Source organism: Streptomyces sp. NPDC026673 (assembly GCF_040638135.1).
GTDB lineage: Bacteria > Actinomycetota > Actinomycetes > Streptomycetales > Streptomycetaceae > Actinacidiphila.
The window spans coordinates 122,958-141,086 of sequence record NZ_JBEZXR010000012.1 but is presented as its reverse complement, the minus strand read 5'-3'; the positions used below and the strand labels follow the sequence as shown (position 1 = coordinate 141,086).

The following is an 18,129-nucleotide window of genomic DNA, read 5'->3' as shown; positions in this document are numbered from 1 at the left end:
GCGAGGCGTCGGAGGCGGCCTTGAGGGCGTCGTAGTGGTTGCCCTCGTCGGTGACGATGACCAGGGTCAGCACCATGCCGACGGCCGGGCTGCCGATCGCCCTGCGTGCCTTGATCAGCGCGGAGTTGATCTTGCTTGAGGTGGTATCGGTCAGATCGATGTTCATGGCCGGCGCCAGCTCCTGCCGTCTCGTGCGAGCATCTCGTCCGCCGCCTTCGGACCCCAGGTGCCCGCGGTGTACTGCTCCGGCTTGCCGTGCCGGTCCCAGTACTCCTCGATCGGGTCGAGGATGCGCCAGGACTCCTCCACTTCCTGATGCCGCGGGAAGAGGTTGGCGTCGCCGAGCAGCACGTCGAGGATCAGTCGCTCGTAGGCCTCCGGGCTGGACTCGGTGAAGGACTCGCCGTAGGCGAAGTCCATCGTCACGTCCCGGATCTCCATCGAGGTGCCCGGCACCTTGGAACCGAACCTGATCGTCACGCCCTCGTCCGGCTGGACGCGGATGACCAGGGCGTTCTGCCCCAGCTCCTCGGTCGCCGTGTTGTCGAACGGGGAGTGCGGAGCGCGCTGGAAGACGACCGCGATCTCGGTGACGCGGCGGCCCAGTCGCTTGCCGGCCCGGAGGTAGAAGGGGACGCCCGCCCAGCGGCGGTTGTCGATACCCAGCTTGATCGCGGCGAAGGTGTCGGTCTTGGACTTGGGGTCGATGCCGTCCTCCTCCAGGTAGCCGAGCACCTCCTCGCCGCCCTGCCAGCCGTGCGCGTACTGGCCGCGCACGGTGTGCCTGCCCAGGTCCGCCGGCAGCTTGACCGCCTGCAGCACCTTCAGCTTCTCCTGCACCAGCGACTTGGCGTCGAAGGAGGCGGGCTCCTCCATGGCGGTCAGCGCCAGCAACTGCAGCAGGTGGTTCTGGATGACGTCGCGCGCGGCGCCGATCCCGTCGTAGTAGCCCGCGCGCCCGCCGATGCCGATGTCCTCGGCCATCGTGATCTGCACGTGGTCGACGTAGGAGCGGTTCCACAGCGGCTCGAACATCGTGTTGGCGAAGCGCAGCGCCAGGATGTTCTGGACCGTCTCCTTGCCCAGGTAGTGGTCGATCCGGAAGACGTCCTGCGAGCGGAAGACCTGGTGGACGACCTGGTTGAGCTCCTGCGCGCTGGCCAGGTCGTGGCCGAAGGGCTTCTCGATGACGGCGCGTCGCCAGGAGCCCTTCGGAGGGTCGGACAGCCCGTGCTTCTTCAGCTGCTGGACCACGGTCGGGAAGAACTTGGGCGGCACCGAGAGGTAGAAGGCGAAGTTGCCGCCCGTACCGCGGGCCTTGTCCAGCTCCTCCACCGTGCTGCGCAGCTTGTCGAAGGCCTGGTCGTCGTCGAAGTCGCCGGGGACGAACCGCATCCCCTCCGAGAGCTGCTGCCAGACCTCCTCGCGGAAGGGGGTGCGCGCGTGCTCCTTGACGGAGTCGTGCACGACCTGCGTGAAGTCCTCGTCCGCCCAGTCGCGGCGGGCGAAGCCGACGAGCGAGAAGCCCGGCGGCAGCAGCCCGCGGTTGGCCAGGTCGTACACGGCGGGCATCAGCTTTTTACGTGACAAATCGCCCGTGACCCCGAAGATCACCAGGCCCGACGGCCCCGCGATCCGCGGGAGCCGTCGGTCCGATGCGTCACGCAGCGGGTTGGCGCTGCTCAACGTGATTACGCCTCCTTCGGCGCCAGGCGCTTGAGCTCGGTCTCGGTCGAGGCCAGCAGCTCGTTCCAGGACGCCGCGAACTTCTCGACGCCCTCGTCCTCCAGCAGCTGGACGACGTCGTCGTACGAGATGCCGAGCGCGGCGATCGCGTCGAGTTCCGCCTTGGACTGCTCGTAGGTACCGCGGATGGTGTCGCCGTGGACCTCACCGTGGTCGGCCACCGCGTCCAGCGTGGCCTCGGGCATGGTGTTGACGATGCCCGGGGCGACCAGCTCGGTCACGTACAGCGTGTCGGGGTAGGCCGGGTCCTTCACACCGGTGGAGGCCCAGAGCGGGCGCTGCTTGTGCGCGCCCTCGTGCTCCAGAGCGTTCCAGCGGTCGGTGGAGAAGACCTCCTCGTAGGCCTCGTAGGCCAGCCGGGCGTTGGCGACCGCGGCCTTGCCCTTGAGGGCCCTGGCCTCGTCGGTGCCCAGCTTCTCCAGGCGCTTGTCGATCTCGGTGTCCACGCGCGACACGAAGAAGGAGGCCACCGAACGGATCAGGGACAGGTCCAGGCCCGCGGCCCGCGCCTTCTCCAGACCCGCCAGGTAGGCGTCCATGACCTCGCGGTAGCGCTCGAGCGAGAAGATCAGCGTGACGTTGACGCTGATGCCCCGGCCGATCACCTCGGTGATGGCCGGCAGGCCCGCCTTGGTCGCCGGGATCTTGATCAGGGTGTTGGGCCGGTCCACCAGCCAGGCCAGCTGCTTGGCCTCGGCGATCGTGGCGACCGTGTTGTGCGCCAGACGCGGGTCCACCTCGATGGACACCCGGCCGTCCCGGCCGCCGCTCGTGTCGTACACCGGGCGCATCACGTCGGCGGCGTCGCGCACGTCCGCGGTGGTGATCATGCGGAGCGCCTCGTCCACCGTCAGCTTCCGCGCGGCCAGGTCGGCGAGCTGCTGCTCGTAGCCGTCCCCGCTGGAGATCGCCTTCTGGAAGATCGAGGGGTTGGTGGTCACGCCGACCACGTGGCTCTGGTCCATGAGCTCGGCCAGGTTGCCGGACGTGATGCGCTTGCGGGACAGGTCGTCGAGCCAGATCGCCACGCCCTCGTCGGAGAGGCGCTTGAGTGCGTCTGTCATGGGTTCTGCATCTCCTCGGTACGTCGTATGCGTCTGTGCGTCAGCGGGCTGCGGCGGCGATCGAGTCGTGGGCGGCGGCGGCCACGGCCTCGGCGGTCAGACCGAACTCGCGGTACAGGACCTTGTAGTCCGCGCTTGCCCCGAAGTGCTCCAGGGACACGATCCGGCCCGCGTCGCCGACGTAGCGGTGCCACGTCAGTGCGATGCCGGCCTCGACGGCGACGCGCGCCCGCACGTTCGGCGGCAGGACGCTGTCGCGGTAGGCCTGGTCCTGCTCCTCGAACCACTCGACGGACGGCATGGAGACCACGCGCGTCGGGATGCCCTCGGCCTGGAGCCGCTCGCGGGCCTCGACGGCCAGCTGCACCTCGGAGCCGGTGCCGATCAGGATCACCTGCGGCTGGCCGCCCTCGGCGTCCAGCAGTACGTAGCCGCCCTTGACGGTGTGCTCGTTGGCCGGGTAGGTCGGCACGTTCTGCCGGGTGAGGGCCAGGCCGTGCGGGGCGGGCTTGGCCGTGTGCCGGCGCATGATCTCGGCCCACGCGAGGGCGGTCTCGTTGGCGTCGGCCGGACGGACGACATTGAGGCCGGGGATGGCGCGCAGCGCGGCCAGGTGCTCGATCGGCTGGTGGGTCGGGCCGTCCTCGCCCAGGCCGATGGAGTCGTGCGTCCACACGTAGGTGGTGGGCAGCTTCATCAGCGCCGCCAGACGGACCGCGGGGCGCATGTAGTCGGAGAACACCAGGAAGGTGCCGCCGTAGACGCGGGTGTTGCCGTGCAGCGCGATGCCGTTCATGGTCGAGCCCATGGCGTGCTCACGGATGCCGAAGTGCACCGTGCGGCCGTACGGGCTCGCCTCCGGAAGCGGGTTGTCCGCGGGGAGGAAGGACGACGAGGCGTCGATGGTGGTGAGGTTCGAGCCCGCCAGGTCGGCGGAGCCGCCCCACAGCTCGGGGACCACCGCGCCGAGGGCCTTCAGCACCTCACCGGAGGCCTTGCGGGTCGCGACGTCCTTGCCCGCCGGGAACTCGGGGACGGCCTCTTCCCAGCCCGCGGGCAGTTCGCCGGCCTGGATGCGGTCGAAGGTCCTGGCCCGCTCCGGGTTGGCGGAGCGCCACTCCTCGAACCGCTTGCTCCACTCCGCGTGCGCCTCACGGCCGCGGTCGGCGACCTTGCGGGCGTGCGCCAGTACCTCGGGGGCGACCTCGAAGGTCTGCTCGGGGTCGAAGCCCAGCACCTTCTTGGTGGCGGCGACCTCGGCCTCGCCGAGCGCCGAGCCGTGGGCGGCCTCGGTGTTCTGCGCGTTCGGGGCGGGCCAGGCGATGATGGTGCGGGCCGCGATGATCGAGGGGCGGTCGGTGACGGCCTTGGCCTTGGCGAAGGCGGAGTACAGGGCCTTGACGTCGAAGTCGCCCGAGGGGTCCTGCTCGATGCGCTGCACGTGCCAGCCGTAGGCCTCGTAGCGCTTGAGCACGTCCTCGGAGAAGGCGGTCGCGGTGTCGCCCTCGATCGAGATGTGGTTGTCGTCGTACAGGGCGATCAGGTTGCCCAGCTTCTGGTGACCGGCGAGCGAGGAGGCCTCGGCGGAGATGCCCTCCTCCAGGTCGCCGTCGGAGACGATCGCCCAGATGGTGTGGTCGAAGACGGACTCGCCCGGCGCCGCGTCGGGGTCGAACAGGCCGCGCTCGTAGCGGGCGGCCATCGCCATGCCCACCGCGTTGGCGACACCCTGGCCCAGCGGCCCGGTGGTGGTCTCCACACCCGTGGTGTGACCGTGCTCGGGGTGGCCGGGGGTGCGCGAGCCCCAGGTGCGGAAGGCCTCGAGGTCTTCCAGCTCCAGGCCGTACCCCGAGAGGAAGAGCTGCGTGTACAGCGTCAGGGAGGTGTGGCCGGGAGAGAGGACGAAGCGGTCGCGGCCCGTCCACGAGGCGTCCGACGGGTCGTGCCGCATCAGCTTCTGGAACAGCAGGTAGGCCGCCGGGGCGAGGCTCATCGCCGTACCCGGATGGCCGTTGCCGACCTTCTGCACGGCATCCATCGCCAGAACCCGGGCGGTGTCGACCGCGCGCCCGTCCAGCTCGGTCCAATCCAGCTCTGCGGCGGTCGGCTCGGTGCTCACTTGAGAGGGCTCCTCTCCACATGTATTAAACCGGTGACGAAGTGCACACCGGGCGTTGCCGAGCCTACCCCCGCACAGGCGTGCACCTTTTCGAGTGTGGGCTCGACGCCTCGGCAACCGATCCCCGGACAGGTGCATTCCCCTTGCCGGCACCGGCAGTGTGTCCAGCCTGCCCCGCCCAGCGTTTCTTCGCCTGTTGAACAGAGAACACCTTCAGGTTGCACTTCTCTTGCGCTATGGAGGCCAACACGTGGCACCCCCGAGCGCGGGCGGAGTATCCGCTACGTCTAAAGTGGCGTGGTACGCGCAAGCGGAGCCGCTTGCTGGACTTTTCCTCAGGGGTGTTCGTGACGGCCGTCGAATCCCGGCCCGCAGGAGCCATCGGGTCGAGCACCGGCCACCGGCCGTTGGGTGCCCGCGTGATGGCGTTCGTGGCGCTGACCAAGCCGCGCATCATCGAGCTGCTGCTCATCACGACGGTTCCGGTGATGTTCCTGGCGGCGGGTGGTGTTCCCGACCTGTGGCTGGTGGCGGCGACGATGATCGGCGGCTACATGTCGGCGGGCGGCGCCAACGCCCTCAACATGTACATCGACCGCGACATTGACGCGCTCATGCACCGTACGGAGCAGCGCCCGCTGGTCACCGGCATCGTGGCGCCGTGGGAGTGCCTGGTCTTCGGCATCACGCTTTCGGTGGTTTCCACCGCGTGGTTCTGGGTCCTCGTCAACCCGCTGTCGGCGGCGCTGTCCCTGGCGGCCATCCTCTACTACGTCTTCGTCTACACCCTCGGCCTCAAGCGCCGCACCGCCCAGAACATCGTCTGGGGCGGCATCGCCGGCTGCATGCAGGTGCTCATCGGGTGGTCGGCGGTGCGGAACGAGCTCGCCTGGGCGCCGTTCGTCCTCTTCCTCGTCCTCTTCTTCTGGACGCCGCCGCACTACTGGCCGCTGTCGATGAAGGTGAAGGACGACTACGAGCGCGTGGGCGTGCCCATGCTCCCGGTCGTCGCGGGCAACGTCGTCGTGGGCCGGCAGATCGTCATCTACAGCTGGGTGATGGTGCTGGTCTCGCTCACCCTGTGGTGGCCGCTCGGCGCGGCGAGCTGGTTCTACGCCGCCGCGGCCGTGCTGCTGGGCGCCTTCTGGCTGGTCGAGGCGCACGCCCTGTACGGGCGGGCGAAGGCCGGTGTGGTGGGCGCCAAGCTCAAGGAGATGCGGCTGTTCCACTGGTCCATCACCTACGCGACGCTGCTGTTCGTCGCCGTCGCCGTGGACCCCTTCCTGCGTTGATTACCGGCGGGTAGCATTTCTTCCATGGCAGAGACCCAGGAAGAAGTCACCCAGGCCGCGGACCGCCGGGGCGCGGCCCGCGCCGAGCGGCGCGCCGCCCGGCTGGCGAAGCAGATCACCGCGTTCGCCCAGAGCCACGGCGGCGGCGCCGAGGGCCAGCTCGCGTACATCGGCGAGGCCGGCACCCGCATCGTCCTCGTCGGCGAGAACGGCGAGTGGGGCGACCTCGTGGCCCCCACGTACGACATCGCCCGCAGCGCCGTCGAGCGCTCCGGCATCACCGTGCACGAGTCCTTCGACGGCGACTTCGCGGCGAAGGTGCGCACCGGCCGCTACGAGTGGTCGCGGATGGCCGGGATCCAGATCGGCGGACCCGCCAACACCTGACGCCGGGCCGATCCGTTAGGACCATGGGAACGGTCCGGTTGGCGGTCGGTGCGAGGAGGCGTCGGTGGAGGCCGAGGAACGCGACGAACGGCGGCTGGCGGCTCGCCGGGAAGCGGCGCGGCTGTCCGCGGCGGGCGTGCGCGCCGTCGCCGTCAGCTGGGTCGACAACGCGGGCATCAGCAGGGTGAAGACCGTGCCGACCGGCCGGCTGCCGCACGCGGCGCACCGCGGTGTCGGCATGTCGCCGGTCTTCGACGTCTTCACCTCCGACGACTCCATCACCTCCTCCCCGCTCATCGCCGGCCCCGACGGCGACCTGCGGCTCTTTCCCGACCTGGACCGGCTCACCGCGCTGGCCGCCCGGCCCGGCTGGGCCTGGGCCCCGGCCGACCGCCACGACCAGGAGGGCCGTCCGCACCCCGCCTGCCAGCGGCAGTTCGCCCGGCGCATGACGCGGCTGGCCGCAGACCGCGGCCTGGAGCTGCGGATGGGCTTCGAGACCGAATGGGTCGTGGTCAAGGACGACGGCAGCGGCGACTGGGCCTCCCGCGGCCCGGCTTACGGCCTGACGCGTGTGACCGAACTCTCCGACTATCTGCTCGACCTCCACGACGCGCTCGCCGCGCAGCGGATCGAGGTCCTTCAGGTGCACCCGGAGTACGCGCCCGGCCAGTTCGAGGTCTCCACCGCACCCGCCGACCCGGTCCGCGCCGCCGACGAGGTGGTCCTCGTCCGCGAGACCGTACGGGCGGTCAGCGCCACCCACGGACTGCGTGCCTCCTTCGCGCCGACGGTCGTCGCCGGGCAGGTCGGCAACGGCTGCCATCTGCACCTGAGCCTGCGCGAGCACGGGCGCAACCTGCACCGCGACCTCGGCGCCCGGTACGGCCTCGCCCCCGCCGCGAACGCCTTCCTCGCCGCCGTCCTGGACGCCCTGCCCGCCCTGTGCGCCATCGGCGCCCCCTCCCCGGCCAGCTATCTGCGGCTCGTCCCCTCCCACTGGGCCGGCGTCCACCGCTGCTGGGGCGTGGAGAACCGCGAGGCCGCGCTGCGCCTGGTGCCGGGCGAAGCCGACGATCCCGACGGCGGCCACGCCGAGCTCAAGCCCTTCGACGCCGCCGCCAACCCTTATCTGCTGGTCGGCTGCGTCATCGCGGCGGGACTGGGCGGGCTGCGCGAGGGCGGCCCCGTGCTGCCCCCGCCGGTCACCGGGGATCCGGTGGAGCGCGGCGACCAGAAGCGGCTGCCGACCTCGCTCAGCGAGGCCGTCTCCCACCTCGTGCGGAGCGAGACGCTGAAGGAGGCGCTGGGGGAAGCGCTGTTCGGGGCGGTGGTCGCGGTGCGGCGCGCCGAGTCCGAGGCGCTGGCCGAGTACGGTCCCGCCGAGCTCGCGGAGGCCACCCGATGGCGGTGGTGATCGAGCTGCCGCCGCTCGTCGACCACCACTGCCACGGCATCGTCCGCGGCGACCTCGGCATCGCCTCCTTCGAGGCGTATCTCACCGAGTCCGACGCGCCCGCGGCCTCCGGAACCACCTATTTCGACACCCAGACCGGCTTCGCCGTCCGCCGCTGGTGCCCGCCGCTGCTCGGCCTCGAGCCGCACTGCCCGCTGGCGCGCTACCTCGCCCGGCGCCGCGAACTCGGCGCGTACGAGACGGCGCGGCTGCTACTGCGGGGCAGCGGCATCGGCACGTACGTCGTCGACACCGGGCTGCCCGGCGACCTGACGACGCCCGCCGAGCTGGCCGCGGCGGGCGGGGGAGCGGAGCGGGAGATCGTACGGCTGGAGCGGCTCGCCGAGGACGTCGCCGAGACCTGCGACTCGGCCGAGGCCCTGGTCGAGGCGGTCGCCGAGGCCGTGCACGCCGCCTCGGACACCGCGGCCGGCTTCAAGTCGATCACCGCCTACCGCCACGGCCTCGGCCTCGCCCCGGAGCCCCCGCCACCCGGCGAGGTACGGCGCGCCGCCGGAACCTGGCTCGCCGCACGCCGCGACGGCGGCACCCGGCTCACCGACCCTGTGCTGCTGCGGCACCTGCTGTGGACGGCCGTCGCGACGGGGCTGCCCCTGCAACTCCACACCGGCTTCGGCGATCCGGACCTGCGGCTCCACCACGCCGACCCGGCCCTGCTGACGGACTTCGCCCGGGCGACCGCGGGGACGGGCGCGGATCTGGTGCTGCTGCACTGCTATCCGTACCACCGTCAGGCGGCGTATCTGGCGAACGTCTTCCCGCACGTGTACGCCGATGTGGGCCTCGCCCTCACCCATGTGGGGGCACGGGCGGGCGCGGTGTTCGCGGAGTTCCTGGAACTGGCGCCGTTCGGGAAGCTGCTGTTCTCGACGGACGCCTACGGGCTGCCCGAGCTGTACGTCACCGGCGCCGAGGCATTCCGCGGCGCGGTGCGCGAGGTGCTCGGCGGCTGGGTCGCCGACGGCGCGTGGGCGGCGGCCGACGCACGGCGTGTCGCGGGCATGGTGGCCGCGGACAACGCTCGGCGGCTGTATCGCCTGCCGTGAGCGGCGGTGGTCGGGGCGTTGGCGGCGTGTCGGTGTCTGGGCTGGTGCCGCTGCCGCTGCTGGTGATAGCGCTGGTGCTGGTTTCGGGGTTGGCGCCGGTGGGCGGGTGCGGGTTCGTCTCGCGCCCTTCGGGCGCAAAGATGCGGGCTGCGGACGGGAGGGTGGGGGCGCCTCTCTTCGGCAGTGTGCGGGCCGGTGGTCGGCTGGGGTTCAGGCGCCGGAGCGGGGTGCCTTTCCGGTGGCCGGGGTCTCGTCGCCGTCCGCGGGTATAGATGGCCCCTTCCACGCCTACTCCCGGTGGTGGGCGCGCCCGCCGTAACCGGCGTCTGCGGGTCAATCGGGGTTCTGATGAGGGTGGGCGGGACATCGGGCTCGCTTACGCCGAATATGTCGGCGAAACAGAGCCCGATCCTTGGCCCGGAGGACATCGGGCTCGCTTTCGCCGATATGTTCGGCGGAACAGAGCCCGATCTTTGAGCGGGGGAAGATCGGGCCCGCTTTCGCCGTACGTATCGGGGAAACAGAGCCCGATTTCATCATCCGGAGAACAGCACCCCGATTGACCCGCAGACGCCGGTTACGGCGGGCGCGCCACCCACCATGGGTGGGCGTGGAAGCGGCCATCTATACCCGCGGACGGCGACGAGACCCGCGGCCATGAACAGCGGACTCCGCTCCGGCGCCTGAACCCCGGCCATCGATCCACCCGCACACTGCCGAAGAGGGCCGCCCCCACCCTCCCATCCGCAGCCCGCCGCTTTGCGACCGAAGGGAGCGAGACGGCGGGACAGCCGCCCCCACGCGCCCCGCCCCGGACTCCGCGGTGACGGGGTATGCCCTAAGCGGCCGGTGCCGGCTCCGGGGCCGACGAGGCGGACACCGGAAGCGGCGCCGCGCCGGGCTCCGTCTCCGGCCGCTCCCGCATCGACAGCAGGACCCGCAGCACCGCGATCCACACGAGCGTGGAGCCGAGCATGTGCAGGGCCACCAGGACCTCGGGCAGCTTCGTGAAGTACTGGACGTAACCGATGACGCCCTGCGCCAGCAGCACGATCAGCAGATCCCGCACCCGGGCCCGCGGTGCGGAGGGAGCGTCGACGGCGCGCAGCACGAACCACAGCGCGACGGTGAGCCCGCAGACCACCCACGCCAGGTCGGCGTGGAGCTGCGAGATGGTCTCCCACTTGACCGGCACGCGCGGTACGTCGCTGCTGTCGCCCGCGTGCGGCCCCGCGCCCGTCACGAGCGTGCCGACCGCGATCAGCGCCGCGGAGGCGCCGACCAGGACCCACCCCAGCTGCCTGACCGGCTTGCCGACCAGCGGGCGCGGTTCCGCGTCGCCCTCGCCGGCCCGCTGCCACATCAGCAGCGCGACCGCGATCAGCGCGCTGGAGAGCAGGAAGTGCGCGGCGACGGTGTAGGGGTTGAGGCCGGTCAGGACGGTGATGCCACCGAGCACGGCGTTGCCCATGACGACCCAGAACTGGGCCCAGCCGAGCCGGGTCAGCCCGCGCCGCCACGGCTTCGCGGCCCGCGCGGCGATGATCGCCCAGCCCACGGCCGCGCACAGCACGTACGTCAGCATGCGGTTGGCGAACTCGATCGCCCCGTGCAGCCCCATCTCGCTGGTCGCGGTGAGGCTGTCGTCGGTGCACTTGGGCCAGGTCGGGCAGCCGAGCCCGGAACCGGTCAGCCGGACGGCGCCGCCGGTCACCACGATGACGACGCTCATCACGAGCGCGGCCAGCGCGGCCCGCCGGACCGTCTCCGGGGACGGGGTCCAGCGCTGGGCGATGAAGGCCAGGGGGTTTCGCGCGGCTTGGCCTGCTTGGCTGAGATTCGGCACGGCCACCATCGTAGGCGTCCCCTTGTGCAATCCTTCACGAGGGGGACGCCCAGGGGAGGGGATGGGGGACATGACCGACGTCGACCGGCGGAAACTGCTGTACGGAGGTGCCGCCGCGGCGCTCACGGGGATCGGCGCGGCTGCCTACACGGCGGCCGACACGCCGGCCGCCGAGGCCGTCCGGCAGCCGAGGAGCGCGACGCACCCGGGCGTGGTGGACGTCGTCGCGGACTTCGGGGCGAAGGGCGACGGCACCACCGACGACAGCCGGGCCTTCGCCGACGCCTACCGCTACGCCGAGTCCCGCCTGGACGACCACACCGGCCGCACGGTCATCGACGTCCCGCCGGGCAAGTACCTGATCACCGAGCCCGGAGCGCTCCTCGACGGGGACGATCCGCGCAACGCCGCCAACGGCCTGCGCTTCCGGGGCGCCGGGCTGCGCATCAGCGAGATCGTCTTCGCGCCGGAGAAGCCCGACGGCGCCTTTCTGTGCCGCAACGACGACATGTGGCAGAACATCGCCTTCGAGGGCCTGCGCTTCACCTCCGGCACCCCGGGCGCGTCCTTCTTCTCCTCCTACTCCACCGGCGGCGCGGCGAACTACCGCTTCACCGACTGCGAGTGGATGGGGGAATGGGAGTACGGCATAGCGCTCGACGGCACCAACACCAACTCCGAGATGCGCTGGGAGGCCTGCCGGGTGGGCGGCGCCTACCGCAGGGCGTTCCTGTACTCGGGCCTGTCCAAGCGCTCGGAGAACCCGGAGCAGCAGGACCAGTTCCTCAACTACTGGTTCACCGACATGAACGTCACCTATGAGTGGGGCAACTTCCTGGAGTTCCCCTACGGCGGCTCCGTCACCTGCCGCGCCGGGAGCTACATCGTCACCGGGCGCCGCCCGTCCCCCCATCCGGACTACGGCTACGAGAGCGCCTTCTTCCGCTTCCCGCGCAAGCAGCACTTCAGCTCGGTGCAGCGCTTCCACGCCGAGGACATCCGCTTCGAGCTGCGGGGCCCCGACACCGTCGTCATCGACTGCGAGTGGGGCGGCGGCACCGTCCATTTCAACGACTGCGACGACACCGCCAACGCCTTCAAGTCCTTCGCCCCCGGGTTGCGCGCCCACCGCTACACGCTGGGGCCGCGCGGTCCGCTGGTGCGCTACGACTCCTGCCAGCTCACCGGCGCCCACCGCTACCGCACCGACGGCACCTCACAGCTGCCGACGACCGTGCGCTACGACATGTGCCTGCTGGCCAGCCACGCCCCCGAGAGCGGCTTCCTCGCCCTCGACGAGGGTCAGGACAGCGGATTCGCCCGCTTCGTGGACTGCGTCATTCCCACCTGAACCAGCGGGCCGCCGCCCCCAGTCCCAGCACCGCCCACACCGCGAGGACGACGAGGTCGCCCCACGGCACGCCCGTGCCGTGCCGGAGGACGTCGCGCAGCCCGTCGGAGAGCGCCGAGATCGGCAGCAGCTCCAGCACGGAGCGCACCGCGTCCGGGAACCTGTCCAGCGGCACGATCACCCCGCCGCCGACGAGCAGCAGCAGGAAGACCAGGTTCGCGGCGGCCAGGGTGGCCTCGGCGCGCAGCGTGCCGGCCATCAGCAGGCCGAGCCCGGAGAAGGCCGCGGTGCCGAGCACGAGCAGCAGGAGCACCGAGAGCGGGTTGCCGTGCGGGGACCAGCCCAGCGCGAGGGCGATCACCGTCAGCAGGGCGATCTGCAGGATCTCGGTGACCAGCACGGAACCGGTCTTGGCGGTCATCAGCGCCCAGCGCGGCAGCGGGGAGGCGCCGAGCCGCTTCAGGACGCCGTAGCGGCGCTCGAAGCCGGTCGCGATGGCCTGTCCGGTGAAGGCGGTGGACATCACGGCCAGGGCGAGGACGCCCGGGGCGAGGAAGTCGACGGCCTTCCCGGGGCCGGTGTCGACGATGTCCACGGCCGAGAACAGGACCAGCAGCAGCGTCGGGATGACGACGGTCAGCAGCAGCTGCTCGCCGTTGCGCAGCAGCATCCGGGTCTCCAGCGCCGTCTGCGCGCCGATCATCCGGGGCAGCGGGGCGGCCCCGGGGGCCGGGGTGAAGGTGCCGGTGGCGGTCACGAACGCAGCTCCTTGCCGGTGAGCTCGAGAAAGACGTCCTCCAGGGTGCGCCGCTCGACCGCCAGACGGTCCGGCATCACGCCGTGCTGGGCGCACCAGGAGGTGACGGTGGCCAGCATCTGCGGATCGACCTTGCCCTCGATGCGGTAGCTGCCCGGGGTGAGCTCCACGGCGGCGGAGTCGGCGGGCAGCGCCTTGAGCAGGGAGGCCAGGTCCAGGCCCGGGCGGCCGGAGAAGCGCAGCGTGTTCTCGGCGCCGCCGCGGCACAGCTCCTCGGGGGTGCCGTGCGCTATCACACGGCCCTTGTCGATGATCGCGACGTCGTCCGCGAGCTGCTCGGCCTCGTCCATGAAATGCGTGGTCAGGACGATGGTGACGCCGTCGGCGCGCAGTTCGCGGACCAGCTCCCAGGTGCCGCGGCGGGCCTGCGGGTCGAGGCCGGCGGTGGGCTCGTCCAGGAACACCAGTTCCGGGCGGCCCACGACCGCCATCGCCAGCGCCAGGCGCTGCTGCTGGCCGCCGGAGAGCCGGCGGTACGGGGTACGGCCGCAGGACTCCAGGCCGAGGCGCTCGATCAGCAGGGCCGGATCGACGGGGTTCGCGTGCAGCTTCGCGGTGTGCCGCAGCATCTCCTCCGCGCGGGCGCCCGCGTACACGCCGCCGGACTGGAGCATCACGCCGATCCGGGGCCGCAGCGCGGCGGACTCCCGGACGGGGTCGAGGCCCAGTACCCGCACCCTGCCGTCGTCCGGACGGCGGTATCCCTCGCAGGTCTCGACGGTGGTCGTCTTCCCGGCTCCGTTCGGACCGAGCACGGCGGTGACGGTGCCCCGCGCGACGGACAGGTCGAGCCCGTCCACCGCGGTCTTGGCGCCGTATCGCTTGACCAGTCCCGTCACCTCGACCGCGGGGTCCATTCGCATGACGCGAAGTCTACGAACCCGCGCGGGGCGCTCCGCCGGGAGGGCCGTGCCGGGGACGCGGGCAAGCGCGGCCGCCGGGGGCGCCGGAGGGCGGAGTGCCTGGTGGGGGCGGTACGCGCCGAGGTGCGTCCGGTGCCGCGCCGAGTGATCGTTTTCGCAGGTCAGGTTAGGTTTCCCTAAGTGACGCAGCAGACATTCACCCGGGCGGACGCCGCTTGCCTCTCCGAGATGAATTACGCAACACTGGTCTTGTGAAAAACGCGTCCGAGGCTCAGGAGGAGCAGACGACCGGGGAGCGGAGCACCCGCAACCGGGTCGCCAGGTCCGTCCTGGTCCACGGGCCGTCGACCGCCGCCGACCTGGCGGAACGGCTCGGGCTGACCCAGGCCGCCGTACGGCGGCACCTGGACGCGCTCGTCGCCGAGGGCATGGTCGAGCCGCGTGAGAAGCGGGTCTACGGGAACCGCGGCCGCGGCCGCCCCGCCAAGGTGTTCGCGCTGACCGACTGCGGCCGCGACGCCTTCGACCAGGCGTACGACCAGCTCGCCGCCGACGCCCTGCGCTGGATCGCGGAGTCCGCCGGAGGCGGGGAGGAGGGCGACGCCGCGGTGTCCGCCTTCGCCCGCGCCCGGGTCGCCGCGCAGGCCGAGCGCTACCGGGCGGTCGTCGAGGCGGCCGACCCCGAGGAGCGCACGCAGGCGCTCGCCAAGGCCCTCAGCCAGGACGGGTACGCTGCCACCACGCGCGGCGCGCCCGCTTCCGCCGGGGAGCAGCTCTGCCAGCATCACTGCCCGGTCGCCCACATCGCCGAGCAGTTCCCGCAACTGTGCGAGGCGGAGGCCGAGGTCTTCTCGCGCCTGCTCGGCACCCATGTACAACGGCTGGCGACCATCGCGCACGGAGACGGTGTCTGCACCACCTTCGTGCCGAAGACCGCGTCGCCGGCCGGAACCACCGCTCCAACCAACACCGCAAGCAACGCCGGGAGGAACCCCGCATGACTGCCCCCCTGGAGACGGCTCACCCTGAACTCGAGGGTCTGGGCAACTACGAGTACGGCTGGGCCGACTCGGACGTAGCCGGTGCCGCCGCCCGTCGTGGCCTCAACGAGGACGTCGTCCGCGACATCTCCGCGAAGAAGAACGAGCCCGAGTGGATGCTGAAGATGCGTCTCAAGGGCCTGAAGCTCTTCGGGAAGAAGCCCATGCCCACCTGGGGCTCGGACCTGTCCGGCATCGACTTCGACAACATCAAGTACTTCGTGCGGTCCACGGAGAAGCAGGCGGAGTCCTGGGAGGACCTGCCCGAGGACATCAAGAACACCTACGACAAGCTGGGCATCCCCGAGGCGGAGAAGCAGCGGCTCGTCGCGGGCGTCGCCGCGCAGTACGAGTCGGAGGTCGTCTACCACCAGATCCGCGAGGACCTGGAGGAGCAGGGCGTCATCTTCCTGGACACCGACACGGCGCTGAAGGAGCACCCGGAGCTGTTCCAGGAGTACTTCGGCACGGTCATCCCGGCGGGTGACAACAAGTTCGCCTCCCTGAACACCGCTGTGTGGTCCGGCGGCTCCTTCATCTACGTGCCGAAGGGCGTGCACGTCGAGATCCCGCTGCAGGCCTACTTCCGGATCAACACCGAGAACATGGGCCAGTTCGAGCGGACGCTGATCATCGTCGACGAGGACGCCTACGTCCACTACGTCGAGGGCTGCACCGCGCCGATCTACAAGTCGGACTCCCTGCACAGCGCCGTGGTCGAGATCATCGTGAAGAAGGGCGGCCGCTGCCGCTACACGACGATCCAGAACTGGTCGAACAACGTGTACAACCTGGTCACCAAGCGCGCCGTGGCGTACGAGGGCGCGACCATGGAGTGGGTCGACGGCAACATCGGCTCCAAGGTGACCATGAAGTACCCGGCCGTCTACCTGATGGGCGAGCACGCCAAGGGCGAGACCCTGTCGATCGCCTTCGCCGGCGAGGGCCAGCACCAGGACGCCGGCGCCAAGATGGTGCACATGGCGCCGAACACCTCCTCCTCGATCGTCTCCAAGTCGGTGGCGCGCGGCGGTGGCCGCACCTCCTACCGCGGCCTGATCGAGATCGGCGAGGGTGCCGCCGGCTCCAAGTCCAACGTGCTGTGCGACGCGCTGCTGGTGGACACGATCTCGCGCTCGGACACCTACCCGTACGTGGACGTCCGCGAGGACGACGTGTCCATGGGCCACGAGGCGACCGTCTCCAAGGTCAGCGAGGACCAGCTCTTCTACCTGATGAGCCGCGGTCTGGAGGAGACCGAGGCGATGGCCACCATCGTCCGCGGTTTCGTCGAGCCGATCGCGCGCGAGCTGCCCATGGAGTACGCGCTGGAGCTCAACCGGCTGATCGAGCTGCAGATGGAGGGCGCGGTCGGCTGACGCCGGTCCCGCACCCTCCGCCGGGGTCACCCCCGGCAACCCCGTCAAGCTCGTGAGCGAGCCAAAGGGCGCGCCGGTGCCGAAAGCGACGAGACCAAGCGACCGAGGAACGAGGGAGCGCAGTGTCGAGGAGCGTCGGCGCCGGGTTCAAGCGCCCGGAGGCGAGCGAACACAGAAAGAGGCAGTAAGACAGCCATGGCTGAAACCATCCCGGCCGCCGGTGCCACCACCGAAGGCGCCATCCAGGTCGGCCAGCCCCGGGACGCCCGGGTCAGCGCGCCCGCGTCCTACGACGTGGCCGACTTCCCCGTGCCGCACGGCCGCGAGGAGGAGTGGCGCTTCACCCCGCTGGAGCGGCTGCGCGGTCTGCACGACGGCACCGCCGTCGCGACCGGTGGCGGCGTCAAGGTCGAGGTGAGCGCCCCCGAGGGCGTCACCGTCGAGACCGTCGGCCGGGACGACGCCCGGGTCGGCAAGGCGGGCAAGCCGGTGGACCGGGTCGCCGCCCAGGCGTACAGCTCCTTCGAGAAGGCGTCCGTCATCTCCGTCCCCAAGGACGCGGTGCTCACCGAGCCGGTGCGGATCGCCGTGCACGGCCAGGGCGGGGTGGCCTTCGGCCACCAGGTCGTCGAGGTCGGCGCCTTCGCCGAGGCGGTCGTGGTCATCGACCACACCGGCGACGCCACGCTCGCGGCCAACGTCGAGTTCCTGATCGGCGACGGCGCCAAGCTCACCGTCGTCTCCATCCAGGACTGGGACGACACCGCGGTGCACGCCGCCCAGCACACCGCGCTGGTGGGCCGCGACGCGACCTTCAAGTCCGTCGTGGTCACCTTCGGCGGCGACGTGGTGCGCCTGCACCCGCGGGTCGTCTACGGCGCCCCGGGCGGCGAGGCCGAGCTCTACGGCCTGTACTTCACCGACGAGGGCCAGCACCAGGAGCACCGCCTCTTCATCGACCACGACACCCCGCACTGCCGGTCGAACGTGGCGTACAAGGGCGCGCTGCAGGGCCGGGACGCGCACGCGGTCTGGATCGGCGACGTGCTGATCCGCGCCGAGGCCGAGGGCACCGACACCTACGAGCTCAACCGCAACCTGGTGCTCACCGACGGCGCCCGGGTCGACTCGGTGCCGAACCTGGAGATCGAGACCGGCGAGATCGTCGGCGCCGGCCACGCCTCGGCGACCGGCCGTTTCGAGGACGAGCAGCTGTTCTACCTGATGGCCCGCGGCATCCCGGCCGACGAGGCCCGCCGGCTGGTCGTGCGCGGCTTCTTCGCCGAGCTGATCCAGCAGATCGGTGTCGTCGACCTGCAGGAACGCCTGCTGGAGAAGATCGACGCGGAGCTGGAGGCGTCCGTCGTATGACCACCGCTGAAGGCTTCGTCCGCGCCTGCGCGCTGAGCGAGCTCGAGGAGGACACGCCCAAGCGTGTCGAGCTCGGCGGCGTGCCGGTGTCGGTCGTGCTCACCGAGGGCGAGGTGTTCGCGATCAACGACATCTGCTCGCACGCGAACGTCTCGCTGTCCGAGGGCGAGGTGGAGGACTGCCAGATCGAGTGCTGGCTGCACGGCTCCTCCTTCGACCTGCGGACCGGCAAGCCGTCCGGGCTGCCCGCGACGCGGCCCGTCCCCGTATACCCCGTTCAGATCCAAGGGGACGATGTGCTCGTCTCCGTCACCCAGGAGTCCTGAGACAC

Annotated in this window: 15 protein-coding genes; 9 read left to right on the top strand and 6 right to left on the bottom strand. The window is 71.0% G+C overall.

Annotated features, from left to right (window positions below):
- Positions 1–162: 162 nt before the first annotated feature.
- From zwf to tkt, 3 genes are read right to left on the bottom strand one after another with little or no spacing between them, the layout of a single operon-like run.
- Positions 163–1,686: a glucose-6-phosphate dehydrogenase gene (gene zwf / locus AB0F62_RS12465; protein ID WP_361796092.1), complete on the bottom strand. Its 1,524-nt coding sequence runs from the start codon at positions 1,684–1,686 to the stop codon at positions 163–165.
- Positions 1,687–1,691: 5 nt separating this feature from the next.
- Positions 1,692–2,810, bottom strand: coding sequence for a transaldolase (gene tal, locus AB0F62_RS12460; protein WP_361796089.1), 1,119 nt, complete (start codon positions 2,808–2,810; stop codon positions 1,692–1,694).
- 40 nt (positions 2,811–2,850) lie between these two features.
- On the bottom strand, positions 2,851–4,929 hold the full coding sequence (tkt, locus tag AB0F62_RS12455; RefSeq protein WP_361796086.1) for a transketolase: 2,079 nt from the start codon (positions 4,927–4,929) through the stop codon (positions 2,851–2,853).
- Between the two features lie 347 nt (positions 4,930–5,276).
- On the opposite strand from tkt, the gene AB0F62_RS12450 reads away from it, so the two are divergent.
- From AB0F62_RS12450 to AB0F62_RS12435, 4 genes are all read left to right on the top strand, one after another.
- Positions 5,277–6,221, top strand: a complete 945-nt coding sequence (locus AB0F62_RS12450; RefSeq protein ID WP_361796083.1) for a heme o synthase — start codon at positions 5,277–5,279, stop codon at positions 6,219–6,221.
- Positions 6,222–6,245: 24 nt separating this feature from the next.
- Entirely contained in the window at positions 6,246–6,608 is a 363-nt protein-coding gene (locus AB0F62_RS12445) for a hypothetical protein (RefSeq protein WP_361796080.1), read from the top strand.
- Positions 6,609–6,672: 64 nt separating this feature from the next.
- The gene (locus tag AB0F62_RS12440; protein ID WP_361796077.1) at positions 6,673–8,025 is read left to right on the top strand and encodes a glutamine synthetase family protein; all 1,353 of its coding nucleotides are present in this window, start codon (positions 6,673–6,675) and stop codon (positions 8,023–8,025) included.
- Positions 8,013–9,131 carry an amidohydrolase family protein gene (locus tag AB0F62_RS12435; RefSeq protein ID WP_361796074.1) on the top strand — a complete coding sequence of 373 codons (1,119 nt, stop codon included), beginning with the start codon at positions 8,013–8,015 and terminating at the stop codon, positions 9,129–9,131. The genes AB0F62_RS12440 and AB0F62_RS12435 overlap by 13 nt, the downstream gene beginning before the upstream one ends.
- Before the next feature lie 838 nt (positions 9,132–9,969).
- Here the strand turns inward: AB0F62_RS12435 and AB0F62_RS12430 are convergent.
- Positions 9,970–10,986, bottom strand: coding sequence for a COX15/CtaA family protein (locus AB0F62_RS12430; protein ID WP_361796071.1), 1,017 nt, complete (start codon positions 10,984–10,986; stop codon positions 9,970–9,972).
- Between the two features lie 61 nt (positions 10,987–11,047).
- Here AB0F62_RS12430 and AB0F62_RS12425 point away from each other — a divergent pair, with 61 nt between their 5' ends.
- On the top strand, positions 11,048–12,328 hold the full coding sequence (locus AB0F62_RS12425) for a glycosyl hydrolase family 28-related protein (RefSeq protein ID WP_361796068.1): 1,281 nt from the start codon (positions 11,048–11,050) through the stop codon (positions 12,326–12,328).
- On the opposite strand, the gene AB0F62_RS12420 is transcribed toward AB0F62_RS12425, so the two are convergent.
- A complete protein-coding gene (locus AB0F62_RS12420; protein WP_361796116.1) occupies positions 12,315–13,031 on the bottom strand; it encodes an ABC transporter permease in 717 nt (238 codons plus the stop codon). The two genes, AB0F62_RS12425 and AB0F62_RS12420, sit on opposite strands and share 14 nt — an antisense overlap.
- A gap of 50 nt (positions 13,032–13,081) precedes the next feature.
- Entirely contained in the window at positions 13,082–14,008 is a 927-nt protein-coding gene (locus AB0F62_RS12415; protein ID WP_361796065.1) for an ABC transporter ATP-binding protein, read from the bottom strand.
- 251 nt (positions 14,009–14,259) lie between these two features.
- Between AB0F62_RS12415 and AB0F62_RS12410 the strand changes: the two genes are divergently transcribed.
- The 4 genes from AB0F62_RS12410 to AB0F62_RS12395 all read left to right on the top strand — a co-directional run bounded on the left by AB0F62_RS12410 (position 14,260) and on the right by AB0F62_RS12395 (position 18,124).
- Positions 14,260–15,009 carry a metalloregulator ArsR/SmtB family transcription factor gene (locus tag AB0F62_RS12410; RefSeq protein WP_361796062.1) on the top strand — a complete coding sequence of 250 codons (750 nt, stop codon included), beginning with the start codon at positions 14,260–14,262 and terminating at the stop codon, positions 15,007–15,009.
- Entirely contained in the window at positions 15,006–16,427 is a 1,422-nt protein-coding gene (gene sufB, locus AB0F62_RS12405; RefSeq protein WP_361796059.1) for a Fe-S cluster assembly protein SufB, read from the top strand. Before AB0F62_RS12410 ends, sufB begins: the two co-directional genes overlap by 4 nt.
- Before the next feature lie 195 nt (positions 16,428–16,622).
- Complete coding sequence (gene sufD / locus AB0F62_RS12400) at positions 16,623–17,798, top strand: Fe-S cluster assembly protein SufD (protein ID WP_361796056.1); 1,176 nt, start codon at positions 16,623–16,625, stop codon at positions 17,796–17,798.
- Positions 17,795–18,124, top strand: coding sequence for a non-heme iron oxygenase ferredoxin subunit (locus AB0F62_RS12395; protein WP_018560671.1), 330 nt, complete (start codon positions 17,795–17,797; stop codon positions 18,122–18,124). Before sufD ends, AB0F62_RS12395 begins: the two co-directional genes overlap by 4 nt.
- Positions 18,125–18,129 lie beyond the last annotated feature (5 nt).

What these genes read in the sequence shown, in the direction of transcription:
- tal (WP_361796089.1), bottom strand. Translation starts at nt 2,810, where the DNA reads ATGACAGACGCACTCAAGCGCCTCTCCGACGAGGGCGTGGCGATCTGG.
- AB0F62_RS12445 (WP_361796080.1), top strand. Translation starts at nt 6,246, where the DNA reads ATGGCAGAGACCCAGGAAGAAGTCACCCAGGCCGCGGACCGCCGGGGC.
- AB0F62_RS12435 (WP_361796074.1), top strand. Translation starts at nt 8,013, where the DNA reads ATGGCGGTGGTGATCGAGCTGCCGCCGCTCGTCGACCACCACTGCCAC.
- AB0F62_RS12430 (WP_361796071.1), bottom strand. Translation starts at nt 10,986, where the DNA reads ATGGTGGCCGTGCCGAATCTCAGCCAAGCAGGCCAAGCCGCGCGAAAC.
- AB0F62_RS12425 (WP_361796068.1), top strand. Translation starts at nt 11,048, where the DNA reads ATGACCGACGTCGACCGGCGGAAACTGCTGTACGGAGGTGCCGCCGCG.
- AB0F62_RS12420 (WP_361796116.1), bottom strand. Translation starts at nt 13,031, where the DNA reads ATGATCGGCGCGCAGACGGCGCTGGAGACCCGGATGCTGCTGCGCAAC.
- AB0F62_RS12415 (WP_361796065.1), bottom strand. Translation starts at nt 14,008, where the DNA reads ATGCGAATGGACCCCGCGGTCGAGGTGACGGGACTGGTCAAGCGATAC.
- sufB (WP_361796059.1), top strand. Translation starts at nt 15,006, where the DNA reads ATGACTGCCCCCCTGGAGACGGCTCACCCTGAACTCGAGGGTCTGGGC.
- sufD (WP_361796056.1), top strand. Translation starts at nt 16,623, where the DNA reads ATGGCTGAAACCATCCCGGCCGCCGGTGCCACCACCGAAGGCGCCATC.
- AB0F62_RS12395 (WP_018560671.1), top strand. Translation starts at nt 17,795, where the DNA reads ATGACCACCGCTGAAGGCTTCGTCCGCGCCTGCGCGCTGAGCGAGCTC.